At 40.1% G+C, this 24,003-nt stretch carries 21 protein-coding genes; 1 reads left to right on the plus strand and 20 read right to left on the minus strand.

The window, feature by feature from the left end:
• Window positions 1-62: 62 nt before the first annotated feature.
• From ffh to AC3B5S_RS00955, 10 genes are read right to left on the minus strand one after another with little or no spacing between them, the layout of a single operon-like run.
• Complete coding sequence (gene ffh, locus AC3B5S_RS00910; protein WP_489789973.1) at window positions 63-1,499, minus strand: signal recognition particle protein; 1,437 nt, start codon at window positions 1,497-1,499, stop codon at window positions 63-65.
• 33 nt (window positions 1,500-1,532) lie between these two features.
• Complete coding sequence (locus tag AC3B5S_RS00915; RefSeq protein ID WP_489789974.1) at window positions 1,533-1,877, minus strand: putative DNA-binding protein; 345 nt, start codon at window positions 1,875-1,877, stop codon at window positions 1,533-1,535.
• Window positions 1,870-3,264: a signal recognition particle-docking protein FtsY gene (gene ftsY / locus AC3B5S_RS00920; RefSeq protein ID WP_489789975.1), complete on the minus strand. Its 1,395-nt coding sequence runs from the start codon at window positions 3,262-3,264 to the stop codon at window positions 1,870-1,872. Before ftsY ends, AC3B5S_RS00915 begins: the two co-directional genes overlap by 8 nt.
• Window positions 3,251-6,811 carry a chromosome segregation protein SMC gene (gene smc / locus AC3B5S_RS00925; RefSeq protein WP_489769015.1) on the minus strand — a complete coding sequence of 1,187 codons (3,561 nt, stop codon included), beginning with the start codon at window positions 6,809-6,811 and terminating at the stop codon, window positions 3,251-3,253. Before smc ends, ftsY begins: the two co-directional genes overlap by 14 nt.
• Window positions 6,812-6,823: 12 nt before the next feature.
• Window positions 6,824-7,522, minus strand: a complete 699-nt coding sequence (gene rnc / locus AC3B5S_RS00930; RefSeq protein WP_489757713.1) for a ribonuclease III — start codon at window positions 7,520-7,522, stop codon at window positions 6,824-6,826.
• 39 nt (window positions 7,523-7,561) lie between these two features.
• A complete protein-coding gene (gene acpP / locus AC3B5S_RS00935) occupies window positions 7,562-7,801 on the minus strand; it encodes an acyl carrier protein (protein ID WP_489757522.1) in 240 nt (79 codons plus the stop codon).
• Between the two features lie 14 nt (window positions 7,802-7,815).
• The gene (gene plsX / locus AC3B5S_RS00940; protein ID WP_489757521.1) at window positions 7,816-8,823 is read right to left on the minus strand and encodes a phosphate acyltransferase PlsX; all 1,008 of its coding nucleotides are present in this window, start codon (window positions 8,821-8,823) and stop codon (window positions 7,816-7,818) included.
• Window positions 8,824-8,836: 13 nt separating this feature from the next.
• Complete coding sequence (recG, locus tag AC3B5S_RS00945; RefSeq protein WP_489757520.1) at window positions 8,837-10,861, minus strand: ATP-dependent DNA helicase RecG; 2,025 nt, start codon at window positions 10,859-10,861, stop codon at window positions 8,837-8,839.
• A gap of 45 nt (window positions 10,862-10,906) precedes the next feature.
• On the minus strand, window positions 10,907-12,580 hold the full coding sequence (locus AC3B5S_RS00950) for a DAK2 domain-containing protein (protein ID WP_489769017.1): 1,674 nt from the start codon (window positions 12,578-12,580) through the stop codon (window positions 10,907-10,909).
• Window positions 12,581-12,596: 16 nt separating this feature from the next.
• Window positions 12,597-12,962: an Asp23/Gls24 family envelope stress response protein gene (locus AC3B5S_RS00955; protein WP_489769018.1), complete on the minus strand. Its 366-nt coding sequence runs from the start codon at window positions 12,960-12,962 to the stop codon at window positions 12,597-12,599.
• Between the two features lie 189 nt (window positions 12,963-13,151).
• Between AC3B5S_RS00955 and rpmB the strand changes: the two genes are divergently transcribed.
• Window positions 13,152-13,337, plus strand: a complete 186-nt coding sequence (gene rpmB, locus AC3B5S_RS00960; protein ID WP_489757517.1) for a 50S ribosomal protein L28 — start codon at window positions 13,152-13,154, stop codon at window positions 13,335-13,337.
• 101 nt (window positions 13,338-13,438) lie between these two features.
• Here the strand turns inward: rpmB and AC3B5S_RS00965 are convergent, their stop codons facing one another.
• From AC3B5S_RS00965 to gmk, 10 genes are read right to left on the minus strand one after another with little or no spacing between them, the layout of a single operon-like run.
• Window positions 13,439-14,074 (minus strand): thiamine diphosphokinase, encoded by a 636-nt coding sequence (locus tag AC3B5S_RS00965; RefSeq protein ID WP_489769019.1) that lies wholly within the window; start codon window positions 14,072-14,074, stop codon window positions 13,439-13,441.
• Window positions 14,071-14,733: a ribulose-phosphate 3-epimerase gene (gene rpe, locus AC3B5S_RS00970; RefSeq protein ID WP_489769020.1), complete on the minus strand. Its 663-nt coding sequence runs from the start codon at window positions 14,731-14,733 to the stop codon at window positions 14,071-14,073. Before rpe ends, AC3B5S_RS00965 begins: the two co-directional genes overlap by 4 nt.
• Window positions 14,734-14,737: 4 nt before the next feature.
• Entirely contained in the window at window positions 14,738-15,616 is an 879-nt protein-coding gene (rsgA, locus tag AC3B5S_RS00975) for a ribosome small subunit-dependent GTPase A (RefSeq protein ID WP_489769021.1), read from the minus strand.
• A gap of 1 nt (window position 15,617) precedes the next feature.
• Entirely contained in the window at window positions 15,618-17,591 is a 1,974-nt protein-coding gene (gene pknB / locus AC3B5S_RS00980) for a Stk1 family PASTA domain-containing Ser/Thr kinase (RefSeq protein ID WP_489769022.1), read from the minus strand.
• The gene (locus AC3B5S_RS00985; RefSeq protein ID WP_489769023.1) at window positions 17,584-18,342 is read right to left on the minus strand and encodes a Stp1/IreP family PP2C-type Ser/Thr phosphatase; all 759 of its coding nucleotides are present in this window, start codon (window positions 18,340-18,342) and stop codon (window positions 17,584-17,586) included. The genes pknB and AC3B5S_RS00985 overlap by 8 nt, the downstream gene beginning before the upstream one ends.
• 3 nt (window positions 18,343-18,345) lie before the next feature.
• On the minus strand, window positions 18,346-19,680 hold the full coding sequence (gene rsmB, locus AC3B5S_RS00990; protein WP_489769024.1) for a 16S rRNA (cytosine(967)-C(5))-methyltransferase RsmB: 1,335 nt from the start codon (window positions 19,678-19,680) through the stop codon (window positions 18,346-18,348).
• Complete coding sequence (gene fmt, locus AC3B5S_RS00995; RefSeq protein WP_489757510.1) at window positions 19,664-20,605, minus strand: methionyl-tRNA formyltransferase; 942 nt, start codon at window positions 20,603-20,605, stop codon at window positions 19,664-19,666. Before fmt ends, rsmB begins: the two co-directional genes overlap by 17 nt.
• Window positions 20,606-20,608: 3 nt before the next feature.
• Window positions 20,609-22,993 carry a primosomal protein N' gene (gene priA, locus AC3B5S_RS01000; protein WP_489789976.1) on the minus strand — a complete coding sequence of 795 codons (2,385 nt, stop codon included), beginning with the start codon at window positions 22,991-22,993 and terminating at the stop codon, window positions 20,609-20,611.
• 56 nt (window positions 22,994-23,049) lie between these two features.
• On the minus strand, window positions 23,050-23,334 hold the full coding sequence (rpoZ, locus tag AC3B5S_RS01005) for a DNA-directed RNA polymerase subunit omega (protein ID WP_489757508.1): 285 nt from the start codon (window positions 23,332-23,334) through the stop codon (window positions 23,050-23,052).
• 1 nt (window position 23,335) lies between these two features.
• Window positions 23,336-23,953 carry a guanylate kinase gene (gene gmk / locus AC3B5S_RS01010; protein WP_489757507.1) on the minus strand — a complete coding sequence of 206 codons (618 nt, stop codon included), beginning with the start codon at window positions 23,951-23,953 and terminating at the stop codon, window positions 23,336-23,338.
• Window positions 23,954-24,003: the final 50 nt, after the last annotated feature.

Genomic DNA, 24,003 nt, shown 5'->3' on the forward strand with positions numbered 1-24,003 from the left:
TTCAATAGTATACTCGTTTTCTATAATAGTGTAAAGCTTTTTTTCTTTACAAGTAGCAACTTTTAAGATTTGAATCGTTTAACTTTTTTTAGACGCTTTTTCTTACGCTTTTTATTATGGCGCACCATGGAACCCATGGCCATTTTGCCCAGCTTGCCTTGTAAACCGCCGCCCATTAGTTGATCCATACCGGCAAAATTACCCTTGGACATTTTTTGCATCATGGTTTGCATCTGTTTAAATTGCTTAATCATGCGGTTAACTTCAACAATTGGTCGCCCAGAGCCTGCTGCTAAGCGGCGGCGGCGTGATGGATTTAATAATTCGGGATCTTGACGTTCAGCAGGCGTCATAGAATAAACAATTGCTTTTAAATGATCCATATCTTTCGGGTCAAGATTCACATTTTGTAAAGCCGGATTGTTCGCCATGCCAGGAATCATCTTCATTAATTCATCCATTGGACCCATTTTTTGCACTTGATCCATTTGATCAATAAAATCATTAAAGTCAAACGAATTCTCCTGCATTTTGCGTGTTAACTCAACCGCTTGTTTATCATCGTATTCTTGTTGGGCTTTCTCGATTAACGTCATCATATCACCCATGCCCAAGATACGATCAGCCATTCGATCCGGATGGAAAACCTCTAGTGCATCTAATTTTTCACCAGAACCAATAAATTTAATAGGCTTACCGGTGACTGAACGAATGGACAAAGCCGCCCCACCACGAGTATCACCGTCTAACTTAGTCAAAATCACACCGGTAATATCGAGCTGTTCATTAAATCCTTCGGCCACATGCGTTGCTGCTTGTCCGGTCATGGAGTCCACAACTAACAATATTTCATTGGGTTGCGCAACTGACTTAATCTGACTCAATTCATCCATTAATTGGTCATCAATTTCTAAGCGCCCAGCAGTATCAATTAAGACATAATCATTCTTTTGCTCACGAGCTTGTTGGAGACCGTGTTCCACAATTGACACCGGATTTTGGTCTGTACCTTCATCATAAACCGGAACTGTCAATTGTTGACCGATAGTTTTCAACTGTTCAATCGCAGCAGGGCGATAAACATCAGCGGCAATTAACAAGGGACGGGCATGATTATTTTCTTGTAGATACTTAACCAATTTACCAGCCGAAGTCGTTTTACCAGCACCTTGAAGCCCAACCATCATAATTACTGTCGGAATTTTGGCTGCCTTATTTAAAGCAACCGCTTCGGTACCCATAATTTTAGTTAACTCTTCATTAACAATTTTAATAATTTGTTGTGCAGGAGTTAAGCTCTCCAAGACTTCACTACCGATGGCTCGTTGGCGCACCGTTTGAATAAAAGTCTTTGTGACATCAAAATTAACATCGGCTTCTAACAATGCCAAACGCACTTCACGCATCATTTCTTTGACATCATTTTCAGTTATTTTACCTTTGCCGCGTAATTTGGCAAACGTCTTTTGGAGCCGCTCACTTAATCCTTCAAAAGCCATATTTATCTCCTCTACCAGTTCCTTGTTTTTTTATCAAACATCTAACTGCTGCAATTTATGAAAAATTGTTTTTAAAGCTTGATCCTGTGGATAATCAGTTTGAATAATTTGCTCTAATTGTGCTAATAAGGTTTCCCGTTTTTGAAATTCTTGACACAAGTGTAACTTCTGCTCATATTTTTCTAAAATTTTAACTGTTCGTTTTAAATTATCATAAACAGCCTGTCGACTGATATGATAATTCTGAGCAATTTCCCCTAACGAAAAATCATCACCATAATATAGTTGCATATACTGATCTTGTTTAGCCGTTAACAATGGTTGGTAAAAACTATACAAGACATTAACATAATTTTTTTGCGCTAAATTATCATTCATCAGCTTCATCCAATAAGCGACTAAACAAACCTTGTGCGAATTGCTCTGGGTCAAAGTCCCGCAAATCACTCACTTTTTCACCTAAGCCCACTAATTTAACCGGTATCTGTAACTCATCATTAATTGCCAGAACAATGCCACCTTGCGATGAACCATCTAATTTGGTTAAGACCAGCCCGCTTACTTGCGTCACCTTTTGAAACTGCTTGGCCTGGCTCAGCGCATTTTGCCCTGTGGTTGCATCAACGACTAATAAAACTTCATGTGGTGCATCTGGCAATTCACGCGTAATAATCCGTTTGATTTTTTCTAGTTCTTTCATCAAATTAGCATTATTCTGTAACCGGCCGGCGGTATCTACCAGTAGCACATCATAGTTTTCCGTTTGTGCTTTTTGCAAAGCTTCATAAACTACCGCGGCAGGATCACTGCCCGCTTTTTTAGCAACGGTAGTAACCCCTGTCGCTTGGCCCCAGGCTTGTAATTGTTCAATCGCCCCAGCGCGAAAAGTATCACCGGCAGCTAATAATACCTTGTGTCCTTGCTGTTTCAACCGTGCAGCTAACTTACCGATTGTCGTCGTTTTACCAGCACCATTAACTCCCACAAATAAGATAACATTTAATGGGCGCTGAAAGTCCAAATTCAGTTGATAATCATATTTATGATTATCTGCCCGATATAATTCAACCATTTTTTGAATAATAACGCGCGAAACTTCCGCTTTCGATTTAGCATTCTGTAATTTAACTTCTTCGCGTAAGGCATCAGAAATCTTTAACGACATTTCATAACCAACGTCGGATTGAATCAACAAATCTTCTAAGTCATCAAAAAAGTCTTCATCAACTGACCGAAAATTAGCCATAAATGCATTAAATTTATCCCGAAAAGTATGCCGAGTTTTTTGCAGGCCTTGATTATATTCTTCTTCCTGAGAATCTGGCTCATCGTCAGCTGCTGGTGCTAACTCTGAATTAGAAGACGCTGCGGTTGTCTCTGAAGTAATGGAATCATTAGTTTCAGAAACAGCAGAAGTAGCAGCAACTTCGGGCTGCTCGCTATCAGACTCTGCAGTATCGTTTTCAATCTGAGCTTCATTGTCCTCTGGTTCAGCATTTTCCGTTGTTGGATTTTCTACAGTTTGACTTGTTACTTTTGGTGCATCACTAACATCAGTTACAGCTGATTGCTCTGCAGCAGCTGGTTTTAGATTCTCGGCAGTTGGCGCCACTTCTTTGGCATCATCTAATGGTTGTTCAGCTTCGGCTTTTTCGGCTTTTTCGGCTTTTTCGGCTTTTTCGGCTTTTTCGGCTTTTTCGGCTTTTTCGGCTTTTTCATCATCTACAGCTTTTTTATTTCTCTTAAATAAATCAAACAATCCCATGAATGTTTTCAACTCCATTCTGTTCTAATTTAACGGTTAATATCGTAGAAACTCCGGATTCTTGCATCGTTACTCCGTATAAGCGATCTACCTTGAGCATTGTTCCTTTACGGTGTGTAATCACGATAAACTGTGTTGCTTGATCATATTGCTGTAAAAAATTAGCAAAGCGCAACACGTTAGCATCATCCAAGGATGCTTCCACTTCGTCCAAAACACAAAACGGCACGGGCTTAACCTGCAAAATAGCGAATAACAAAGTGATGGCAGTTAATGCTCGTTCACCACCAGACAGCAGACTCATTCGTTGCAACTTTTTCCCCGGCGGTTGTGCAATAATTTCAATACCACTAGTTAAATAATCACCTGGCTCAGTTAACACTAGTTTGGCATGTCCACCACCAAACATCCGCGGAAAAATTTGTTCAAAAGCCGCCGCAACTTGCTGAAACATGGCTGCAAAGCGTTGACTGACTTCGTGATCCATCTCACCCATTGTGGTTGTTAACTGCTGACGTGCGGCCCTTAAGTCTGCACGTTGCTGTGTTAAAAATTCGTACCGGTCTTTAACCTGATCGTATTCGGCAATGGCTGCTAAATTAACTGTCCCTAAATCCGTTAATCCTTGTTGTAGGAGTCGCATTTGATCTTGTGCTTGAGTTAAATCAAAATTAGCTGGCACTTGCGCCATGGCTGCCTCAAAACTGAGGTGGTAATCTTGCTCCAAATGTTTCAAACGCTGCTGTAATTGTTGTTTTATTTCAGCTTGTTGCACCGACAACTGACTTTGCTCATCCATTGCCTGCTGTTGCAAGCCAACTAGGCGCTGATTCAAGGGATTTAACTCTTGAGAAGTTTGTTGAAGCTGTTCGCGTTGCTGCTGGCATTGCGTAATTTGTTGTTGTAATTGCTGCACTTTTTGCGTTAACTGCGTAACTTGCTGATGTAAATCTTGCTTGGTCTGAGCAAAATCATCCTGTGTAACTTGTAGTTGCTGCTGTTCTTGTTGCAATTGCTGAAGTTTTGTTTGTAAGTCTGCTTGCAACTGCTGTTTTTGCTGTAACTCTTTTTGCTGATTCTGAAAATCATTTTTTGTGACAATGATTTGTGTTTTCGTCGTTTGCAATGTTTGCGCTAAAGAACTCTTTTGTTGGTCCAAATTTTGAATTAAAGCTTGCTGGTGTTGATTGTTTTGCTCAATTTGTTGCAACTTTTGCGCTAAGTCCTGTAATTGTTGACGACTAGCAGCTGCTTGTTGTTGAAACTGCTGAATTTGCTGTGCTAAAGCTTGTTGTTGTTGCTTAAAGTCAACTAATTGGCCTTGGTGTTGTTGGAATTGCTGCTGGTGTAATCGGTAATCACTTTCTAACCGTTGTTGTTTAGGCAACAACTGCTGTAACTGTTGTTCTTGTGTCTTTTTTTGATCACCGATCAATTGTACTTCTTGCCGCAAAGTTTGCACTTGCTGTTGTCTTTTATCTAATTGTTTTTGTGAACTTTGAACAGATTGTGCGAGATGTTTGATTTGCTCTTTTTGTCCCAAAATAGCTAAATTGGCGCGGACTTGCCCGCCAGTCATTGATCCGCCCGGATTAATCAAATCACCTTTTAACGTCACTACCCGGTAACGATGTTGCAATAGGTTACTAACTTTCGTTGCTGTATTAAGCTGATCTACAATAATTAAATTACCAAAAAGGTAATCCACGATATTTTGTAAATCAGGATTAATCTGTACCACATCACTCGCTAGCTGCCAATTAGTTAACGCTTGTAAAGCTGACAACTGTTCAGGCCAAATCTTCCGACTTTTCATCACCGTCTGCGGTAAAAAAGTAGCCCGTCCTTGCCGATGTTGCCGTAAATAGTCAATCGCAGCCTTCGCACTAGCTTGATTAGTCGTAACAATCGACTGCAAGGCTGAACTAGCAGCACTTTGAATGGCCACTTGATAAGTTTCTGGAACATTGATTAACTCTGCTACAACTCCAATGATACCACTTAATTGGGCCGCCAAAATTGCCCGTACACCTTGATAAAAACCTTGGTGTTGTTGTTGAATTTTTTGTAGCGATTTTAACTCAGCTTGAACTTGTTGCACCGTTCGTAATTGTTGATAATACTGATTTTGAGCTGCTTGTAATTGCTGCTGCGTTTGCTGGTACTGTAACGTCACTTGCTGAACACTTTGCTGTTGTGTTTTTAACTGTTGGTGCTGTTGTTGAACTTGCGCATTTAATTGCGTTAAGTGTTGTTGTTGAGTTTGACCAGCAGCTTGTTGTTCAGTTAACGTTTTAATGACATCTTGGAGCTGTTGTTGACTTTTCTGCAATTGTTCTGTTTGAAACTGCAACTGATTAGTCAATGCTGCTTGCTGTTGCAAGTTCGTAACACGTTGCTGTTGTAAGTCGGTCACAGTTTGTTGAATTTGTTGGGGATCCGTTTTTAAATCAGACTGTTTTTGTTGCAAAGTAGCTTGCAAAGCAGCCAATTTAGTTTGCAGGTTTTGCTCAGCAGTGGTTAAATTGGCGATTTGGGTTTGCGTAAGCTGTTGTTGTTGCTGTAAATCTTCTTGTTGCTGCTGCAGTGTTTGATACTGAGCATCACTATTATTCCAGCGCTCAGCGTGGAGGGTAGCTTGGCCTTTAGTTTCCGTCAGTTTTTGACTTAATTGCGTCAATTGCACCTGTTTTTGGTCCAATTTCAAAGCTAATTGTTCTTGAGCTTGATTATTTTCACTAACTTGTTGATTAGTGGTCGTCAAGCGTTGACTAATATCAGCCAAGCGTTGTTTGATAGATCGTCTTTTTTGTAATAATGTGGTTTGCTTTTGATTCAAATCGGCAATCTCAATTGCTAAGACCTGTTGTTCCAGGTGACTAAACTTGGCTTGCTGCTCTTGATAATCACGAGCCAGACTGGCTTGTTCTTTGAGTGGTTCCACCTGTCTTGCTAACTCAGTAACAATGTCATTAACTCGCTGTAAATTGTCATCAGTCTGCTCTAATTGTTGCTGCGCCTGCTTTTTCTTTAGTTTAAAACTAGCGACACCAGCTGCTTCTTCAATAATAAACCGACGATCTTGTGGCTTATTATTAAAAATAGCTTCGACATTACCTTGCGACATGATAGCCATAGAGTGTTTACCCAAGCCGGAACTTAAGAATAAATTCGTAATTTCTTTGAGTCGAACTTTACGGTTATTGATCAAAAAATCACTCTCACCATTGCGAAATAGTCGCCGAGTAACTTGTACTTCATCATGGTCAAATTGCAATTGCCGATCACGATTATCAAACTTGAGCACCACTTCTGCCCGATTTAACGGCGCTCGTGTGGCGCTGCCCGCAAAAATAACATCTTGCATATTATCGCCACGTAAACTTTTGGGTGATTGTTCACCCATTACCCAACGAATAGCTTCGGTGAGATTGCTCTTACCACTACCATTGGGACCGATAATTCCCGTAATACCTTCATCAAAATGAAGCGTTGTTTTGTCTGCAAAAGACTTAAAACCCATCATTTGTAGTGCCTTTAAGACCAAACAAAACTCCTCCTATTTTTGATGCAATTTCTGTAATTGCCGGTGAGCTGCCTGTTGTTCTGCATCTTTTTTACTGTGACCCACGCCCATTGTTAAGGGTTGTTGATTAACTACCAACTGAACTGTAAAGACCGTCTGATCATCAGAGCCTTCCGTCTTCAAAACTTGATAATCAATTTGCACATCACCGTTTTGTTGCAATTCTTCTTGTAACTCTGTTTTAAAGTCATTATCATCACTAAATTCGCCCGCATCAATATGCCGATAAACCACTGCTTGCAAAAAAGTGACCACTTTGTCATTGCCTTGGTCTAAATACAAAGCTCCCACAAAAGCTTCAAAGACGTCTTCTAGTAACGTATCACGGTTACGTGAACCAGCTTTTTCCTCACCATTACCCAAGCGAATAAACTGTGGCAAGCCTACTTCGCGACAAAAGCGCGAAAAACTGGCTGTACAAACAATATCTGCTCGTAATTTGGTTAGTTGTCCTTCAGGTAATTGTGGAAATTTTTTAAAAATATATTCTGACACATTTAACTCTAAAACCGCATCACCTAAAAATTCTAAGCGTTCATAATCTTTAACCGCTAACTCGCGGTGTTCATTTGCAAACGAAGAATGTGTCAAAGCTGAATGCAATAAATCCATATTGTGAAATTTAATTTGATAATGATCAGCTAATAGCTGTACTAATTGGTGATCATCCATTGTTTTATTTTTAGTCAAAGGTCAAATAACCTCCATTTATTATTGTTGTGAAACAATATAATCAACTGCCGCCCCAACAGTTTGGATTTTAGCAGCTTCCTCATCAGGAATTTCGGCACCAAAATCATCTTCTAGTTCCAACTCAAATTCCACCATATCAATGGAATCAGCTTTTAAATCTTCTTGGAAATTAGTTGCATCCGTAATTTTATCGACTGCAACACCAAAGCGTTCGCTTAACATTTGAGCAATTTTTTGAAAAATATCTTCTCTATTCATAATTAACTGATCTCCTAATTATTAGTTTTTTGTTCTTGATTAAAGTAAGCCATTACTTTATCAAGCATTCCCTTATTATACATCATTCTCAATTGCGCTAAGGCATAATAGACCGTACGTGCATCTGAAGACCCGTGTGATTTAACAATTGGGGCTTTAGCACCCATCAAAACTGCACCACCGTATGTGGAAACGTCAAATAAAGATTTAATCGACTTGAGCGCTGGTTTAGCTAACAGTGCTCCCGTTTTCGCCCGCAAACCATTATTGAGTAATGCCGCTTTTAATTCTTTAATGACTAATGAAGCGGTCCCTTCAATCGCTTTTAAGACCGCGTTACCAGTAAAACCATCAGTCACTACCACATCGGCAGCACCAACTAATAAATTATCAGCTTCCACATTACCAACAAAATTAATTCCTGGTAACTCTTTTAATGCTTGATAAGCTTGCTGGTGTAACTTATCACCCTTATCATATTCACTACCATTATTCAATAAACCAACTCGTGGCTGAGCAGTATTTAAAACTTCACTGGCATAAAACGAGCCCATTACCGCCCATTGTGTCAAATAAGGAACTTTAACCTCAGCATTGGCCCCCGCATCCAAAAAGACAAAAGCATTGTTTTGACCAATCATGGGCATCGTGGGCATTAAGGCCGGGCGAGAAATATTTTTCAAACGTCCCACAATAAAAATTCCCGCAGCTAACAATGCCCCGGAATTTCCTAACGAAATCATTGCATCGGCTTGACCGGCTTTCACCGCTTGCGCAGCTAGAACCATTGATGAATCCTTTTTTTGCCGAATAGCTTTCATGGGCTCATCCGTGCCTAAAATTTGGGTCGTAGTATGCACAATTTCAATTCTCTTAGAATCTTGTAAATATTGTTTAATTGCCGTTTGATCGCCAAATAGACTAAATTCTAAATCTGTAAATTCATTCCGGGCTCGCTCTACTCCTTGTACGACCACTTCTGGTGCGTGATCGCCACCCATGACATCAACTGCAATTTTCATTCAAATAACCTCACTAATCTAAATTATCATGTATTACTGTTTGTAAATATTGCTTTAATTGGGGAAATTGAGTCAAATTAGGATCCGTTTGCATCAATTTTCGTGCTTCTTGGTAAGCAATATCAAGCATTTTAACATCACTCACTGGATCTGCCAATTCAAACTGTGGCAAACCTGATTGTTGATCACCAAAGAAGTCCCCGCTACCACGTAATTCTAAATCTTTTTGTGCTAACTTAAAACCATCATTGGTTTGTGTCATAATTTTTAAACGTTGAATTGCCGTTTGGTTCGCAGGGTCTCCCACTAAAATACAGTAGGCTGCTTGTTGGCCACGACCAACCCGCCCCCGTAATTGATGTAACTGCGATAAACCAAAGCGTTCAGCATTTAGAATAATCATAACCGTTGCATCTGGCACATCCACGCCAACTTCAATGACCGTCGTAGCGATTAAAATATCCAATTGGTGTTGTTTAAACTGTTCCATTGTCTGCGCTTTATCGGCCGCTGTTAATTGTCCGTGCACCAGCCCAATTCGTGCTTGGGGAAACTGTTGTTGCAATTCTTGATAGAGAGTTTTGGCACTAGTTAAAGTCATCTTGTCAGAGTCCTCGACCAGTGCGGTGACGATAAAAATTTGAGCTTGTTGCTGAAGCTGCACCGTCATAAAATGACGGACTTGCTCTAACTTATTGGAGCGCAACCAGTAAGTTTTGACTGCTTGGCGCCCCGCGGGTAATTCATCAATAATTGATAAATCCATTTCACCATAATAAGTAATTGCTAAGGTCCGCGGAATCGGCGTGGCTGTCATTAACAAGACATCGGGATTGCCTCCCTTTTGGCGTAAGGCCTTCCGCTGGCGAACACCAAAACGATGTTGCTCATCAATCACTACTAATCCCAAACGTTGATACTGGACCGCCGTTTGAAAAACTGCTTGCGTTCCAATAATAATGTTCGTATGACCTTGTTGAATATTATTTAAGATCAACTTTTTTTGTGGCGCCTTTAGCGAGCTGGTTAACAGGCTCGTTGTCATTTGAAATTGCTCAAATAACGGCGCCAGTTTTTGATAATGCTGCTGTGCCAAAATTTCGGTGGGGGCCATTAAAACCGTCTGGTAACCCGCCGTTACTGAGGCAAACATCGCCGTGGCCGCAACGGCAGTTTTACCACTGCCTACATCACCTTGTAATAGGCGATTCATCGGTTGGGGCGCTTTTAAATCGGTTAAAATTTCCGTTAAAACTTTTGTTTGTGCTGCTGTTAATTGGAACGAAAAATCACTCACAAATTGCTGCACATATTGTTCGTCATAATGTTGTGCCAAACCTGCTGTCTGCTTTTGCGTAGTTACTTTTAAATCACACAAGCGTAAACTGTACAAAAATAATTCACGAAATTTAGCACTTCTGCGAGCCAAATGGGCTTGTTGTTTGGACTTCGGAAAATGCATCCCCACAATAATTTGTTGATCAGTTAATAAGTGATAGGTTTGCCGCAGGGCAAGCGGAACAAGATTGGGAACTTGGGGCAAATATTGGTCGACGGCTTGGTGAATCAGTTTAATTAAACTTTTTTGCGAGATTTGCCGATTAGTGGGATAAATGGCCGCCAGTTGATTAGTTGCTTGATCATCACTGAGAACTTTCATCCCCGTCAAAGATCGTTTAGCCGCATCAAAACGCCCATAAATCAAAACTTCTTGACCAACTGTAAACTGGCGCTTTAACCACGGTTGATTAAAAAAAGTCACTGGGATCGTTTCATTGTCAACCAATAAACGAACAATGACTAAATTTCTTTTACCACCTAAACGTTTAAGTAAAGCGGGACTACCCACAACTCCTTTTAAAACTACTTTTTCCTGATCACTAATTTCAGCAAGCGTCTTAACAATAAGATCGTTATAGCGTTTAGGAAAAAAATAAAGTAGGTCACGTACCGTAGTAATTCCTAAAGTTCCTAATGCAGCTTGAACTTTAGGACCAACACCCTTTAAATAACTAACCGATTGTAATAATTCTTGCATACTGGCTCCTTAGTGCACCAATTATTCACAGCCTCAATGATCTCTTTATTCAACAGCAATCAAATACGGATACACGGGTTGATCGCCCTCATGAATTTCAACTTCTAATTCACTAAAATCATTCGTAATAGCTTCCGCAATTTGTTGGGCACTGTCATTATTTCCTTGTGCACCCACTAAAATAGTCACTACTTCACTATCTTCATCCACCATTTTAGCCACCATCTGGCGAGCTACTGTAAGTGAATCAGTGCCACTAACGACAATATCGCCATCAACCAGTCCGATCAAATCTGATTTTTTAATTGTTAAGTCACCAATGACACTATCGCGCACAGCTGTTGTAATCTGACCACTCTTAACTGTGGTTAACACTTCAGTCATGTTAGCTTCGTTGTCTGTTAAATCTGCAGTTGGATCAAAAGCTAACATGGCCGTCATTCCTTGAGCAATTGATTTACTGGCCACAATTGCCGTTGGTAAATTAACTTCTTGGCAAGCTTGTTGGGCAGCCATGACGATATTACCATTATTTGGTAAAACAATAACTTGTTTGGCATTACTATTCTCAATAGCCTGAATAATATCTTGCGTTGAAGGATTCATCGTTTGACCACCGCTAATAACAGTAGTCACGCCTAAACTGCAAAACAGTTTTTGCAGACCATTACCGGAAGCCACAGCAATAACTGCATAATCGACTGGCTCGGTCGCTACCGGAGTTTGTGCAGTGTCATTTTCAATAATGGTTTCGTGTTGAATCCGCATATTGTCGATTTTAACTTTAGCTAACGCGCCAAATTGCCGACCATAGGTAAAGACTTTTTGGGGATGCTGTGTGTGCACATGAACTTTCACCACTTCATCATCGGCAACCACCAATAGTGAATCGCCAATTTCACTTAATGTATTGCGAAATTGTTCGTAATCAAACTGTTGGTCAGTAGTTGGTTGAACCCCTAATTGAACCATCATTTCGGTACAAAAACCGTTCACAATATCTTCATTATTAAACTGCGTTTGCACTGATTGATGATGGGCTGCATTTAACATTTCATCCATTTCAGTAGCATCAGGTTGGTGAATATTACTATCATTAACTTCGCCACCTAAAGCTTGTAAAAAGCCTTCATAGATAAAGACCAAGCCTTGGCCTCCCGAATCGACTACGCCAACTTCTTTTAATACTGGCAATAAATCTGGCGTTTTAGCCAGCGCTTGTTTAGCTCCTTGTAAGGCTGCAGCCATCACTGTTTCTACATCGCTTGCTGTTGCACTCACCTGTTGGGCCTGTTCACTAGCTCCTCTAGCAACTGTCAAAATCGTGCCTTCGACTGGTTTCATCACGGCTTTATAAGCCGTCTGCACACCATCAGCGAACGCTTGGGCTAAATCTTGGGGCGTTAAAACTGGCTTCGCCTCAATGCTTTTACTAAAACCACGGAAAATTTGGGATGTAATCACTCCCGAATTGCCCCGTGCGCCCATCAACAATCCTTTGGCTAAGACTTGACCTAATTCACCAACGTGCTTCGTATCGGCTTCATTAACTGCTTTATAGCCCGATTTAAATGTTAAGTCCATATTGGTTCCGGTATCGCCATCAGGTACCGGAAAAACATTTAAAGAATTCACAAATTGAGCATTCTGACCTAAACGGTGTGCTCCCATGCGAATCATATCGACAAATTCTTGTGCCGTAATTCTTTCAACAGACAATGAATTTTTCCTCCAATTAATCCTCTTCTAAAATCTTAATTCCTTGCACGTAAACATTAACTTGCGCTGTCGGTGCACCTAACATTGTTTCTAAATTGTATTTAACTTTGCTCTGGACATTACGACAAACTTCAGAAATTTTCACGCCGTAACCAACAATTATATATACATCAACTACGGTTTGACTTTCCTGTTGGCGCACAACTACCCCACGTGTGTAATTTTCGCGATTTAAAATCTCATTGACGCCATCACGTAACTGATTTTTACTAGCCATCCCGACGATACCGTAAATATCAGTCGCAGCACAGCCGACAATCGAAGCAATGACTTCATTAGAGACATCTACTTGTCCATATTTTGTTTGAATAGTTACTGCCAAAGTCTAACACCCCGCTTTATAATCTCTTTTAACAATTAAATTTTATCATAGCAAAGCTATAAAAAACAGCTATCTACAAAACTGTCAAGTATTTTTCCTTGAATTAGAACTTGCTTTCTCAATAGGTAAATGATAACATGTTTAAAGTATTCTGTTATAGAAAGTATATAGGACAAGGAGGTTTGTCCCATGGCTAAAGATATTATTACTGGACGCAAGACCAGTTTTGGCAACAAACGTTCTCATGCTTTGAATTCATCACGACGTGCATGGAAAGCTAATTTGCAAAAAGTCCGGATTTTAGTTGATGGTAAACCCAAACGTGTTTGGGTTTCAACTCGCGCTTTGAAGTCTGGTAAAGTGACTCGTGTCTAATAATTAAAATAAAAAAGCTGTCCAACTTGGGCAGTTTTTTTATTTTAGTTTTATTCGGACAATTCTAATCCAGCACGTGAGCACCAATCAGCAACTATTAATTAATCGTGGCACTGGATCACAGCCATCAAACCACTGGTAAAGCCAAATTCCACTACCGCACCCACAAATTCATTACTGGATAACGAAACGGGGCGCGTTAAATCAGTTGGTTTTAAGGGATACTTGGCATCTTTAATCCAAAAATGTTTGACGGGTACTAAATTATAGAAACCTAGATACTTATCTTGTGTCCAATTTTGAATCTGATAAGTTCCGGGAGCAAAATAAGTGATAACATTTTGGTTATCAATCAGCCGTAACTTTTGGGAATCTCGTGGTTGAAAATCTAACGGTAAACAAAGATTAACCAGCTCATGATCGATGCGCCCACCGGTCGCACCATAAATATCTACTTGACGCGCATGTAAATCTCGCAAAGCGATTTTCACCGCTGCTTGAGAATCCGTAAAATCTTTTTCGGGTTTGGCATATCTTAAATCAGCAACTTGCGCTTCTAGCCAATTTTTTTCCAATCTCGTTAAAGAGTCATAATCACCCACGCCAATTTGAGGAACAATATTATTGGCTAATAACGTAATATTTCCATGATCGGCGCCCACCCAAGGACCAGTAATCTCTGACAAATTCAGTGGTAAATTATAGGAACTGCCTAACATTACATTAACTTTATTCATTTAACTAATGCCTGTCGTAGATTTTGCATTTGTTGCTCAATATTGTGATCAAACACGTATGAGCCGGCTACGAACGTATCGGCTCCTGCTTGCTGACACAATTGAATAGTGTGATCATTAATTCCACCATCCACTTCAAGGGTATAAGTATAATCCGCATTTTGGTGCCGTAATGTCTGTAATTGCTGTAACTTATTAGTCATGGCAGTTAAAAATTTTTGGCCACCAAATCCTGGATTAACAGTCATCACCAAGACATTATCTACTAAAGAAAGTAATGGCGTCACACTTGCCACAGCAGTGCCAGGATTTAACACAATGCCCGCCTTTAAACCTGCTGCTTTGACCTGCTGCACTAAACTATAAATATGAACCGTACTCTCCACGTGAATATTTAACAAACAATTAGGAATTTGGAGTAACTGGTCAAAATAATTACCAGGGTGCTGCACCATCAAATGCACATCTAATGGTAAATCAGTCATGGTCCGAATAGCTTGCACCATATCGGGACCAAACGTCAAATGTGGAACAAAGGCACCATCCATTAAATCAATATGAAACATATCTGCTCCAGCCGCAATCGCCTGGTTTAAATCCGTTTGTAAAGCTAACAAATTGGCACTTAAAATCGAAGGTGCAATTACATAATTAGTCATTGGACTACCTCTTTTTTTTAGGAGTTTTTTGATAAACTGGTCGGCGTTGTGCTAACTCTGCTTGAAATTGACAATAATTTTGATACCGACTGTGCAAAATTTCACCTGTCGCCACGGCTTGTTGTACAGCGCAACCAGGCTCTTTTAGATGAAGACAACTGCGATACTTGCAATTACCTTGAAAATGTTGAAAATCAACAAACAATTGGGGAAGTTGTTCTTTAGTCAAGTCTTGAAATTGTAGTGCAGAAAAACCGGGTGTATCGGCAACTAATCCTCCCGCAAATGGATATAAAGTTACTAAGCGGGTTGTATGTTTCCCCCGATTCAAACTATTAGAAATTGCGGCCGTTTTTAATTTTAATTGCGGCAGCATTTGATTCAATAACGTAGATTTTCCCACACCCGTTTGGCCCGTTAAGACCGTTTCACAATCGGTTAACGCGGTATTTAACTGCGGCAAAGTGTCGTGCGTAAAGATTGGATAATGCCAACTTTGATAATAATCAATAATCGGTTGTAAAGCAATTAATTGCTTTTTAGTCGCCAAATCGGTCTTACTGAGATAAATTAAAGGTTTAATTTTTTGTAACTGCAAGTTAACTAAGAAGCGATCTAATAAATTAGTCGAAAAATCTGGCTGAACAACCGACATGACAATCAAAGCTTGATCAATATTGGCAATGAGTGGCCGCACGATTTCATTTTTTCGCGGATGAATTTTTAGTAAATACTGTTCTTCAAAATCAACAACATCACCCACAATCGGTTTGATCTTTTGTTGGCGAAAATTGCCGCGAGCACGAGTGGTGACTACTTGACCGGTTGGTAATTGTACTTCATAAAAGCCGCTATTAGATTTAATAATTTTTCCTGTTTGCATATTAATTGCCTGTTACTGTCTGTGAATCAATCGTTTGACCGTCACGTTCAATACTATATTGTCCACTTTGTCCTTTATTCAGTTGTAAATTGATTGTTACGGGAGTATCAGCAGTAATATTCAATGTTTGATAAACATCATTAATATTATGATTGAGATCTTGAACATGAATTTTTACCACATTAGTACCATTATTAGTTTGTGCATTAAACGGCACCGTCACGGTCCGGGAAACATTTTGAACATTATCCGTTGGTGTCGCATCATCATTGGCAGTCGATCGAGCTTGTGGCGGATTATTGACGACATTATTACCACCACTAGACACGCTGATAATTAAATCACTCCCCCGCATCACTCGCGTACCCGCGACGGGACTTTGCGAAATAACTAAGCCCTTGTCCACGCTCTCTGAAGCAACTGTCTTCACCACTAAGTGTAACCCGGACTCATTAGCGTAATCTTGCGCTCCCCGCAAATTATAACCTGTCAAATCTTTCACAGTAACCCCAGTATTTTTAATTCCTAAAGAAATTGTTAAGTGAACGACCCGATTTTGCGCGGTTTTGCGTTTAGTAGCTCTGGGCGTTTGCTTAATGACCTTACCCGCAGGCACTGTCTTAGAATAGCGATTTTTCCGCTGAACTTTAAATCCTGCTTGGTGTAATCTTTTTTTAGCCGCATAATAATTCCAGCCTTGCACATTTGGTAAGCTTTTTTTGACGGGACCGGTACTTTGAATTAGTTTAACTTTCGTTCCGGTTTTGAGATGGCTACCCTGCGGAGGAATGGAGCTAATAACATTTTGAGTGCGGATCGTGTTACTCGTTTTCTTAGTGATCGTCCCAACTTTTAAGCTAGAGTTATTCAGCACTGCCCGTGCTTGATTAAGGCTCAAATCACGAACATCCGGCACCGTCACTTCTTTGCGATTATACCAAAAAACAAAACCGATGATAATAATTAGTATTACCAGTAGCACTATTAACCACCGCCGGTGATGCTTTTTTTTAACTACTGGCTTTTTCTGGCCAGACGTTAAATCAGATTGCGGATTAACACTAGGAGCGGTAGTTTGTTCATGAACATTCGATAAAACCTTCGTCTCTTCAGTATTGATCGGTTCAGGAATAAAGGGCTGTTCATTTTTTCGATCAGCATTTAAGCTTGTCTCTAAGTCTTGGGCCATGTCACTAACGGTTGCATACCGCTGGCTGGGAACCTTGGCAGTCGCTTTTAAAACTACATTAGCCAACGGCTGGGGAATAGCGGCATCAATTTGACATAAATTCGGCATCGGTTCATTAAAATGTTTAGCCGCTACGGCCATCGAGGTTTCAGCGTCAAACGGCAAGCGTCCTGTTAACATTTCAAACAAAATAATCCCTAACGAATAGATATCGGACTGAACCGTTGCCTGAGCCCCGCGCACTCGTTCGGGAGCCATGTAATGAACCGAACCGATAGTGGCATCCGATTGTGTAATCGACTGCTCGCCTAAAGATAAAGCAATACCAAAGTCGCCCACTTTCGCATGACCTTGCGAAGTAATGAAAACATTTTGTGGTTTTAAATCGCGATGAATAATCCCATGTTGATGCGCAACGGCAACGCCTTGCAAAATCTCCGCCATAAAACTTAAAATTTGTGGCTGACTAATGGGAAAGTTTTGCCGCAGATATTTTTTTAGACTTGGGCCCTTGACATACTCCATCACAATATAGGGGAAACTTTCATCACCAATATCTAAAATGTTGACAATATAAGGACTAGATAATTCACTCATGGCTCGTGATTCACGTTGAAATCGTTGTCGAAATTGTTGATTATCCGTCAAGTCCAAACGTAAACTTTTTAATGCTACGCGGCGATGTAAAAAAGTATCTTCTGCCAGATAAACATTGGACATCCCGCCTTCACCTAAGGTGTCCAAAATTAGATAGCGGTCAGCAATTAAGTCCCCCTTATTAATCATTGGAGTTCACCTCAGCATGACCAGCAGCCATATCAATTACTAAAGCGGTAATGTTATCTAAACCTCCTGCTTGATTAGCACGCTGAATCAATAAGTCACACTTGGCTTGAGGTGATAGATTTTGTTCCAAAATTTGTTGAATTTGCTGATCAGACAACATATTGGTTAAGCCATCACTGCATAACAAAATCTGCGCGTCAGTTGGCAAATCAAAAAAACCAAAAGTTGGTTTGACATCGGTGGAGACACCCAAACTTTGGGTAATAATATTTTTATTAGGTGAATTGCGGGCCTGTTCTGGGGTTATTTCGCCAGCTACCAGCAATTCATTAACCAATGAATGATCAAAACTGACTTGTCGCAGCTGTTTTTGCATTAATAAATAACAACGACTATCGCCAACATTAAAAACCGCCAATTGTTGAGGTAAAACAAATGCCCCCACAATCGTCGTGCCCATACCATTTAATTCGACGTGTTCGCTAGCCGTTGTGACCACGCGCTGATTTTCCTGAATCAAAAAACTTTCCGTCCATTGCGCCAGCTGGCGAATATCCCGCATTTGGTTTTTTTCAAATGCCGTCTTAAAATGTCGAATAACCATATTAGAAGCCACGTCACCACCCCGATGACCGCCCATACCATCAGCCACCAAGGCTAAAACGACACCTTGTTGATTTTGATAAACCTGCACATCATCTTGATTAGTTTTGCGTTGTTGACCAATATCCGTTGTAAATGCAATTTGCATACTTTACTTCACCCTTTTTAAACAAGCAATAAAAAAGCCGTCAGTTTGATAATCGTCTGGATAAATTTTTAACATTTGATTGCTTAAAGCTAACTTCTTTTGTGTGGTAACTGGTACTAATTCAAACTGCGGTTGATCCGCTAAAAACTGCTCAATTACTTGTTGATTTTCCTGATCAAAAATCGTACATGTACTATAAACTAAATAACCATTAACTTTCAATAATGGCGCTACTGCCGTTAAAATATCGCGCTGAATTTGTGCTAAATGTAAAACATCACTTAATTGGCGACCATAGCGAATTTCTGGTTTGCGGCGCATCAATCCAAATCCTGAACACGGTGCATCAACTAAAATCCGGTCAAAACTAGCTGCCGCAAATTCTTGGCCAGCTTTGCGCGCATCCAAGGCTCGGGTTTGAATTAACTGTTGCACCCCTAAGCGTTGCGCATTATTTTGAATTAACCGTAATTTTTTTTGATGAATGTCTAAGGCCACAATCTGCCCTTTTTGCCCTAAGAAGCTCGCCAAATGTGTGGTTTTACCACCGGGAGCGGCGCAGGCATCAAGAATTCGATTATCCGGTGCAACTTTTAAAGCCGGTGCAACTAACATTGAGCTTTCATCTTGAATCGTACAAAAACCTTGTTGAAACCATTTTGTGCCAGCACCAAAGCCATGTTCTGCCACTAAAGCATCTTCACTGACGGGACTCGGTTTGACTGACAAACCTTCAGTTTGTAATTGCTGTTGCAATTTTGCTCGCGAAATTTTAGCTGAATTAACCCGCAACGATAGCTTCGGTGGTTGGTTCAAACTGGCTAGCAATGTCCGGGTTTTATCCAACCCAACTTGATGTTGCAACTGTTCAATAATCCATTGGGGCACACTATATTGAATAGCTAATTGTGCTAATGGCGCTAAATCTGCTAGAGAACGCCAGCCATTGCGTAACAAATTCCGTAATACTGCTGTGACCAATTTGGATAAACCTAAGTTGCCTTGAACCTTAGCCAGTTGCGTTGCCTCAAATAAAATAGCGTGATTAGGAATTCGATCTAAATATTTTAATTGATAAACCGCCACCCGCAAGTCGTTTTTGACCCACGGAACTAATTTTTTTCCCCGTAAATATGGTGCTAATTCATAATCTAACGTTAGTTTATGCTGCAAAACGCCATACACTAGCTGACTCAATAAGCGTTGATCAGCATCATTGAACTGTTGTTGCTTTAGTGCTTGATTAATTAGTTGGTTGGAATAACCCGCATTATCAAAGACTTTAGTTAGAATTTGTATCGCTATCGCGCGAACACTGTGCTTAATTGATTGCGTCACCTACTTGAAGATCCTTTCCTTGACCATTTAAATATGAACTAATAGTCATCAATTTCTTACCTGCGGGTTGCACTTGTTCCAAATAAATAATGGAATTATTGCCTGCCGCCAAACCCAGTTGATGCTTATTGCGGACAACAATGGTTCCTGGCACCGCAGTAGTAGTTTGATCACTCAAAGCTGTTTGGTAAACTTTAACACGCTGCCCGTGGACCAAGAGATAAGCTACTGGATCAGGATTTAATCCCCGCACTTGGCGATCAATCTCTAATGCTGAATGTTGCAAATCAATTTGTTCTTCAGCTGGCTTTAAATTAGGCGTAATTGTCACTTGAGATTCATCTTGTGGCACACGCGAATTCGTGTGATTAATAACTTGTGGAAGTGTTTTTAATAATAAATCTCGACCAATGACGGCTAATTTAGCGAATAACGAACCCGCTGTATCTTGGTTCGTAATGGGCAACTGTTCTTGGCTAATAATATCACCTGCGTCCATCTTCGCAACCATATACATAATCGTAATTCCTGTTATCTGATCACCATTCATAATCGCCCGCTGAATTGGCGCACCACCACGATTATGTGGTAAGAGTGATCCGTGAACATTAATCGCAGCAATTTTCGCTGCCTGTAATAACTTAGTAGGTAAAAATTGGCCAAAAGCAGCGGTAATAATCAAGTCTGGTTGCAGAGCAATCAATTGATCCAATTCTGCACTGTGACTAAGTTTTTGAGGTTGCACGATCGGTAAATCATGCTGCAAAGCATATTGTTTCACTGGCGAAAATTCCAATTTTTTCTTGCGACCCACCTGGCGGTCTGGTTGCGTCACAACAGCACTAATTTCATAATTTTCTTTTAGCAAACCGGCCAAAATCGTCACTGCAAAGTCGGGGGTTCCCATAAAAATAATTTTTGTCATATTCTACTCCAATTGCTGAGGTTCATGATCAATAGCTACTAAAAAGCCTTGGCGATGATCAATTTGAACACTATTCATAATTTGATTTAATTTTTTAAATAAAGCGGCATTTTTACGATATTTAATAACAATCTGATAATAGTAATGGTTATCAATCCGGCCAATTGCTGGCTGTGTAGGTCCTAATAACTGTTCACGCTGCAGAAGTAGCGGTTTTAACTGCTTAGCTATATTATAAGCCATCTTTAAAGCGGCTGCTTGAGATTTATGTGAAATACTAATCTTGATTAAATAAAAATATGGTGGATAACCAGCCTGATGTCGAAAAACCATTTCCCGCTGGTAAAACTGCTCATAATTTTGTTGCGCAGCTAATTGAATGGCATAATGATCCGGATTATAACTCTGAATCAGTACTCGGCCTGCTTTGTGAGCACGACCGGCGCGACCACTAACTTGCGTTAATAATTGAAAAGTCCGTTCACTAGCACGAAAATCACTCGTCGCTAGACCCGTATCCGCATTAATCACTCCTACCAAAGTTACATTAGGAAAATCCAAACCTTTAGCAATCATTTGTGTCCCGAGTAAAATATCACCATGTTGTTCAAATTCACTTAACAAACGCTGATGAGCACCCTTTTTATTAGTTGTATCATTATCCATGCGAATAATTCGAGCCTGCGGCCACAATTCTGCTAATTCTTGTTCCACCTTTTGGGTTCCAGTTCCATCAAATTTTAATTTTTTGCTACCACATTGCGGACAACTTTGATAAATTGGTTCCTGATAACCACAATAATGGCACAATAACCGGTGCTCTTTTAAATGAACTGTCAATGAAATATCACAATTAGGACAATTAGGTACGAAACCACATTGACGACAAAGTAAATAAGCGGCAAACCCGCGCCGATTTAACAGTAAAATGGTTTGTTGATGCTGTAATAAATTAGTTTGCACTGCTTGCAGTAACGGTTTTGATAAGTCTAAATACTTGGACAATTGCTGTGAGTCTCTTAAATCAACAATTTGCACAGGTGGTAACGGTTGATCATGAACTCGCTTAGTTAAGCGTACCAAATTATAAACTTTTTTTTGCCCCCGAGCTCGCGACTCTAAACTGGGAGTTGCACTGCCCAAAACCACGGGACAATGATGATACTCCCCACGCCAGAGCGCCACATCCCGTGCATGATAGCGGGGATTATCTGACTGCTTATAACTAGCTTCATGCTCTTCATCAATAATAATAATGCCAATGTTTGTTAGAGGTGCAAACACTGCTGAACGAGCTCCGACAACTACTTGAGCAGTTCCATCTTGAATTCTTTGCCATTCATCATACCGTTCGCCTTGTGACAAACCACTATGCAAAACTGCGGTTTGCTGCCCAAAACGCTCTTGTACTCGTTGCACCATTTGTGGAGTCAGTGCAATTTCTGGGACTAACATTAATGCGGTTTTACCTTGTTGTAAATAATATTGAATCAATTGCAGATAAACTTCAGTTTTACCGCTACCAGTAACTCCCTCCAGCAAGGTAGGTTTGGCTGGACCTTGAATAATCTGTTCTACAGCTTGTTTTTGTTCAGGGGTTAATTGTTTCGGAGTAGTTCTTTGAACTGCTAAAGTTTGCGGCCGCCGCCGTAAAAGCACTTGATCTTTATCAAACCAACCTTTTTTTAAAGCCGAATTAATCGTTGCATTACTTATTTGGTAATCATGTTGCAGCTGACGATAACTAAAAAATTGCTGCTCACTATCAACAAATAGTTGTAATAATTTGCGCTGTTGGGTTGCTCTCGGTGTTAATTGTTTCAGCAAAGCTGCATAATCAAGCGGGCGCCGTTTTAAAACTAATTGAGTTAAATGATGTGCTTGATTCTTTAAACGATATTGTATTTGAATTAAGCCTTGCTGTTGCCAAAGAATTAATTGTTTTTGGTTGGCTGGTGTTAACTGTGTATTTAAAGCTAATACTGGTTTTTGGTTAAACAAATCTGAGTTAGTCACAACTGGGTCTAACGAAACGGCCAATTTTTGTGTTTTAGAGCGCATAACGTTAGGTAACATTGTCTGTAAACAAGAAATCCGAAAAGCAAACGTATTTTGCGCCAACCATTCGGACAATTGTAATAATTCTGTATTTAAAACTGGTTTTAAATCAAAAACTGCCACAATCTGCTTAACTTTACCCGTAAACGCACTTTCTGCTTGAACTGCCAGAACAAAGCCCTGCACTAATCGTCCTGAACGTCCAAACGGAACACTTACACGCATTCCGGGCAAAACTAACCCTTGCCAAGCAGGTGGTATTAAATAGTCAAATGTATGGTCAGTTTGCTTAGTGGGTACATCGACAATTACTTGAGCATACAAGCACACTTCACTCCCATCAACTATTAAAAAACTCCATCAGAGTTCATCTGAATGGAGTAGCATTACATTCCCTTTTTAAAATCTTCTAAACGTTCATGTTCAGCTTCTTCCAGATAATCAATCCGCTCTGCACTACGTTCACTAAGAATTGATTGCGGATCAACTTTAATTTTATTATCCGCAATTTCTTCCAAAGCTTTACCAACTGAACGTGGAGACTCATAACTACTTAACATCTCCACATCACCATCATCAATTTCATGCGCCCGCTTGGCCGACAAAACAGCCAAAGAATAACGCGAATTAACCTGCTCTAATAATTTATCAATTGAGGGATAAGAAATCATTTTAGTTAGCTCCAATCATTTTTTTATAACTACCAATCACTCGAGGCACTCGTAAGTGCTCACTACGAACAATCTGTTCAATCCGCTGGACAGCTTTGGGAACTTCGTCATTAACTACTGCATAATCATAGTTTGACATCATTTTAATTTCCTGTCTAGCTTTTTCCATTCTCTTATCAATCGTTGTCTGATCTTCAGAACCACGATTGATAATCCGACTCCGTAAACTAGCTAAGTCGGGCGGCGTCAAAAAAATAAATACCCCATCCGGCATCTTTTGGCGAACCTGCATGGCACCATTGACTTCAATTTCTAAAAAAACATCAATTCCAGCATCTAAAGTTTGTTGAACATAACTTAATGGTGTTCCGTAATAATGATCAACGTATTTCGCGTACTCTAGCATACCGCCGTTAGCGATTTCTGCTTCAAACTCCTCATTGGTTCGAAAAAAGTAATCAACGCCTTCCTGTTCACCGGCACGCTTTTCGCGAGTAGTCATCGAAACTGAATACTTAAATTGAATTGCCGAATCTTGTAAAATTGCCTTACGCACAGTCCCTTTACCTACTCCTGACGGACCGGACAGCACAATTAACATACCTTTTCCTGAAGCCATATAAACATCCTTTTACTTTAATAATCACGAATTATTTTACTTAACATAAT

This window comes from Bombilactobacillus sp. ESL1094, assembly GCF_058107425.1.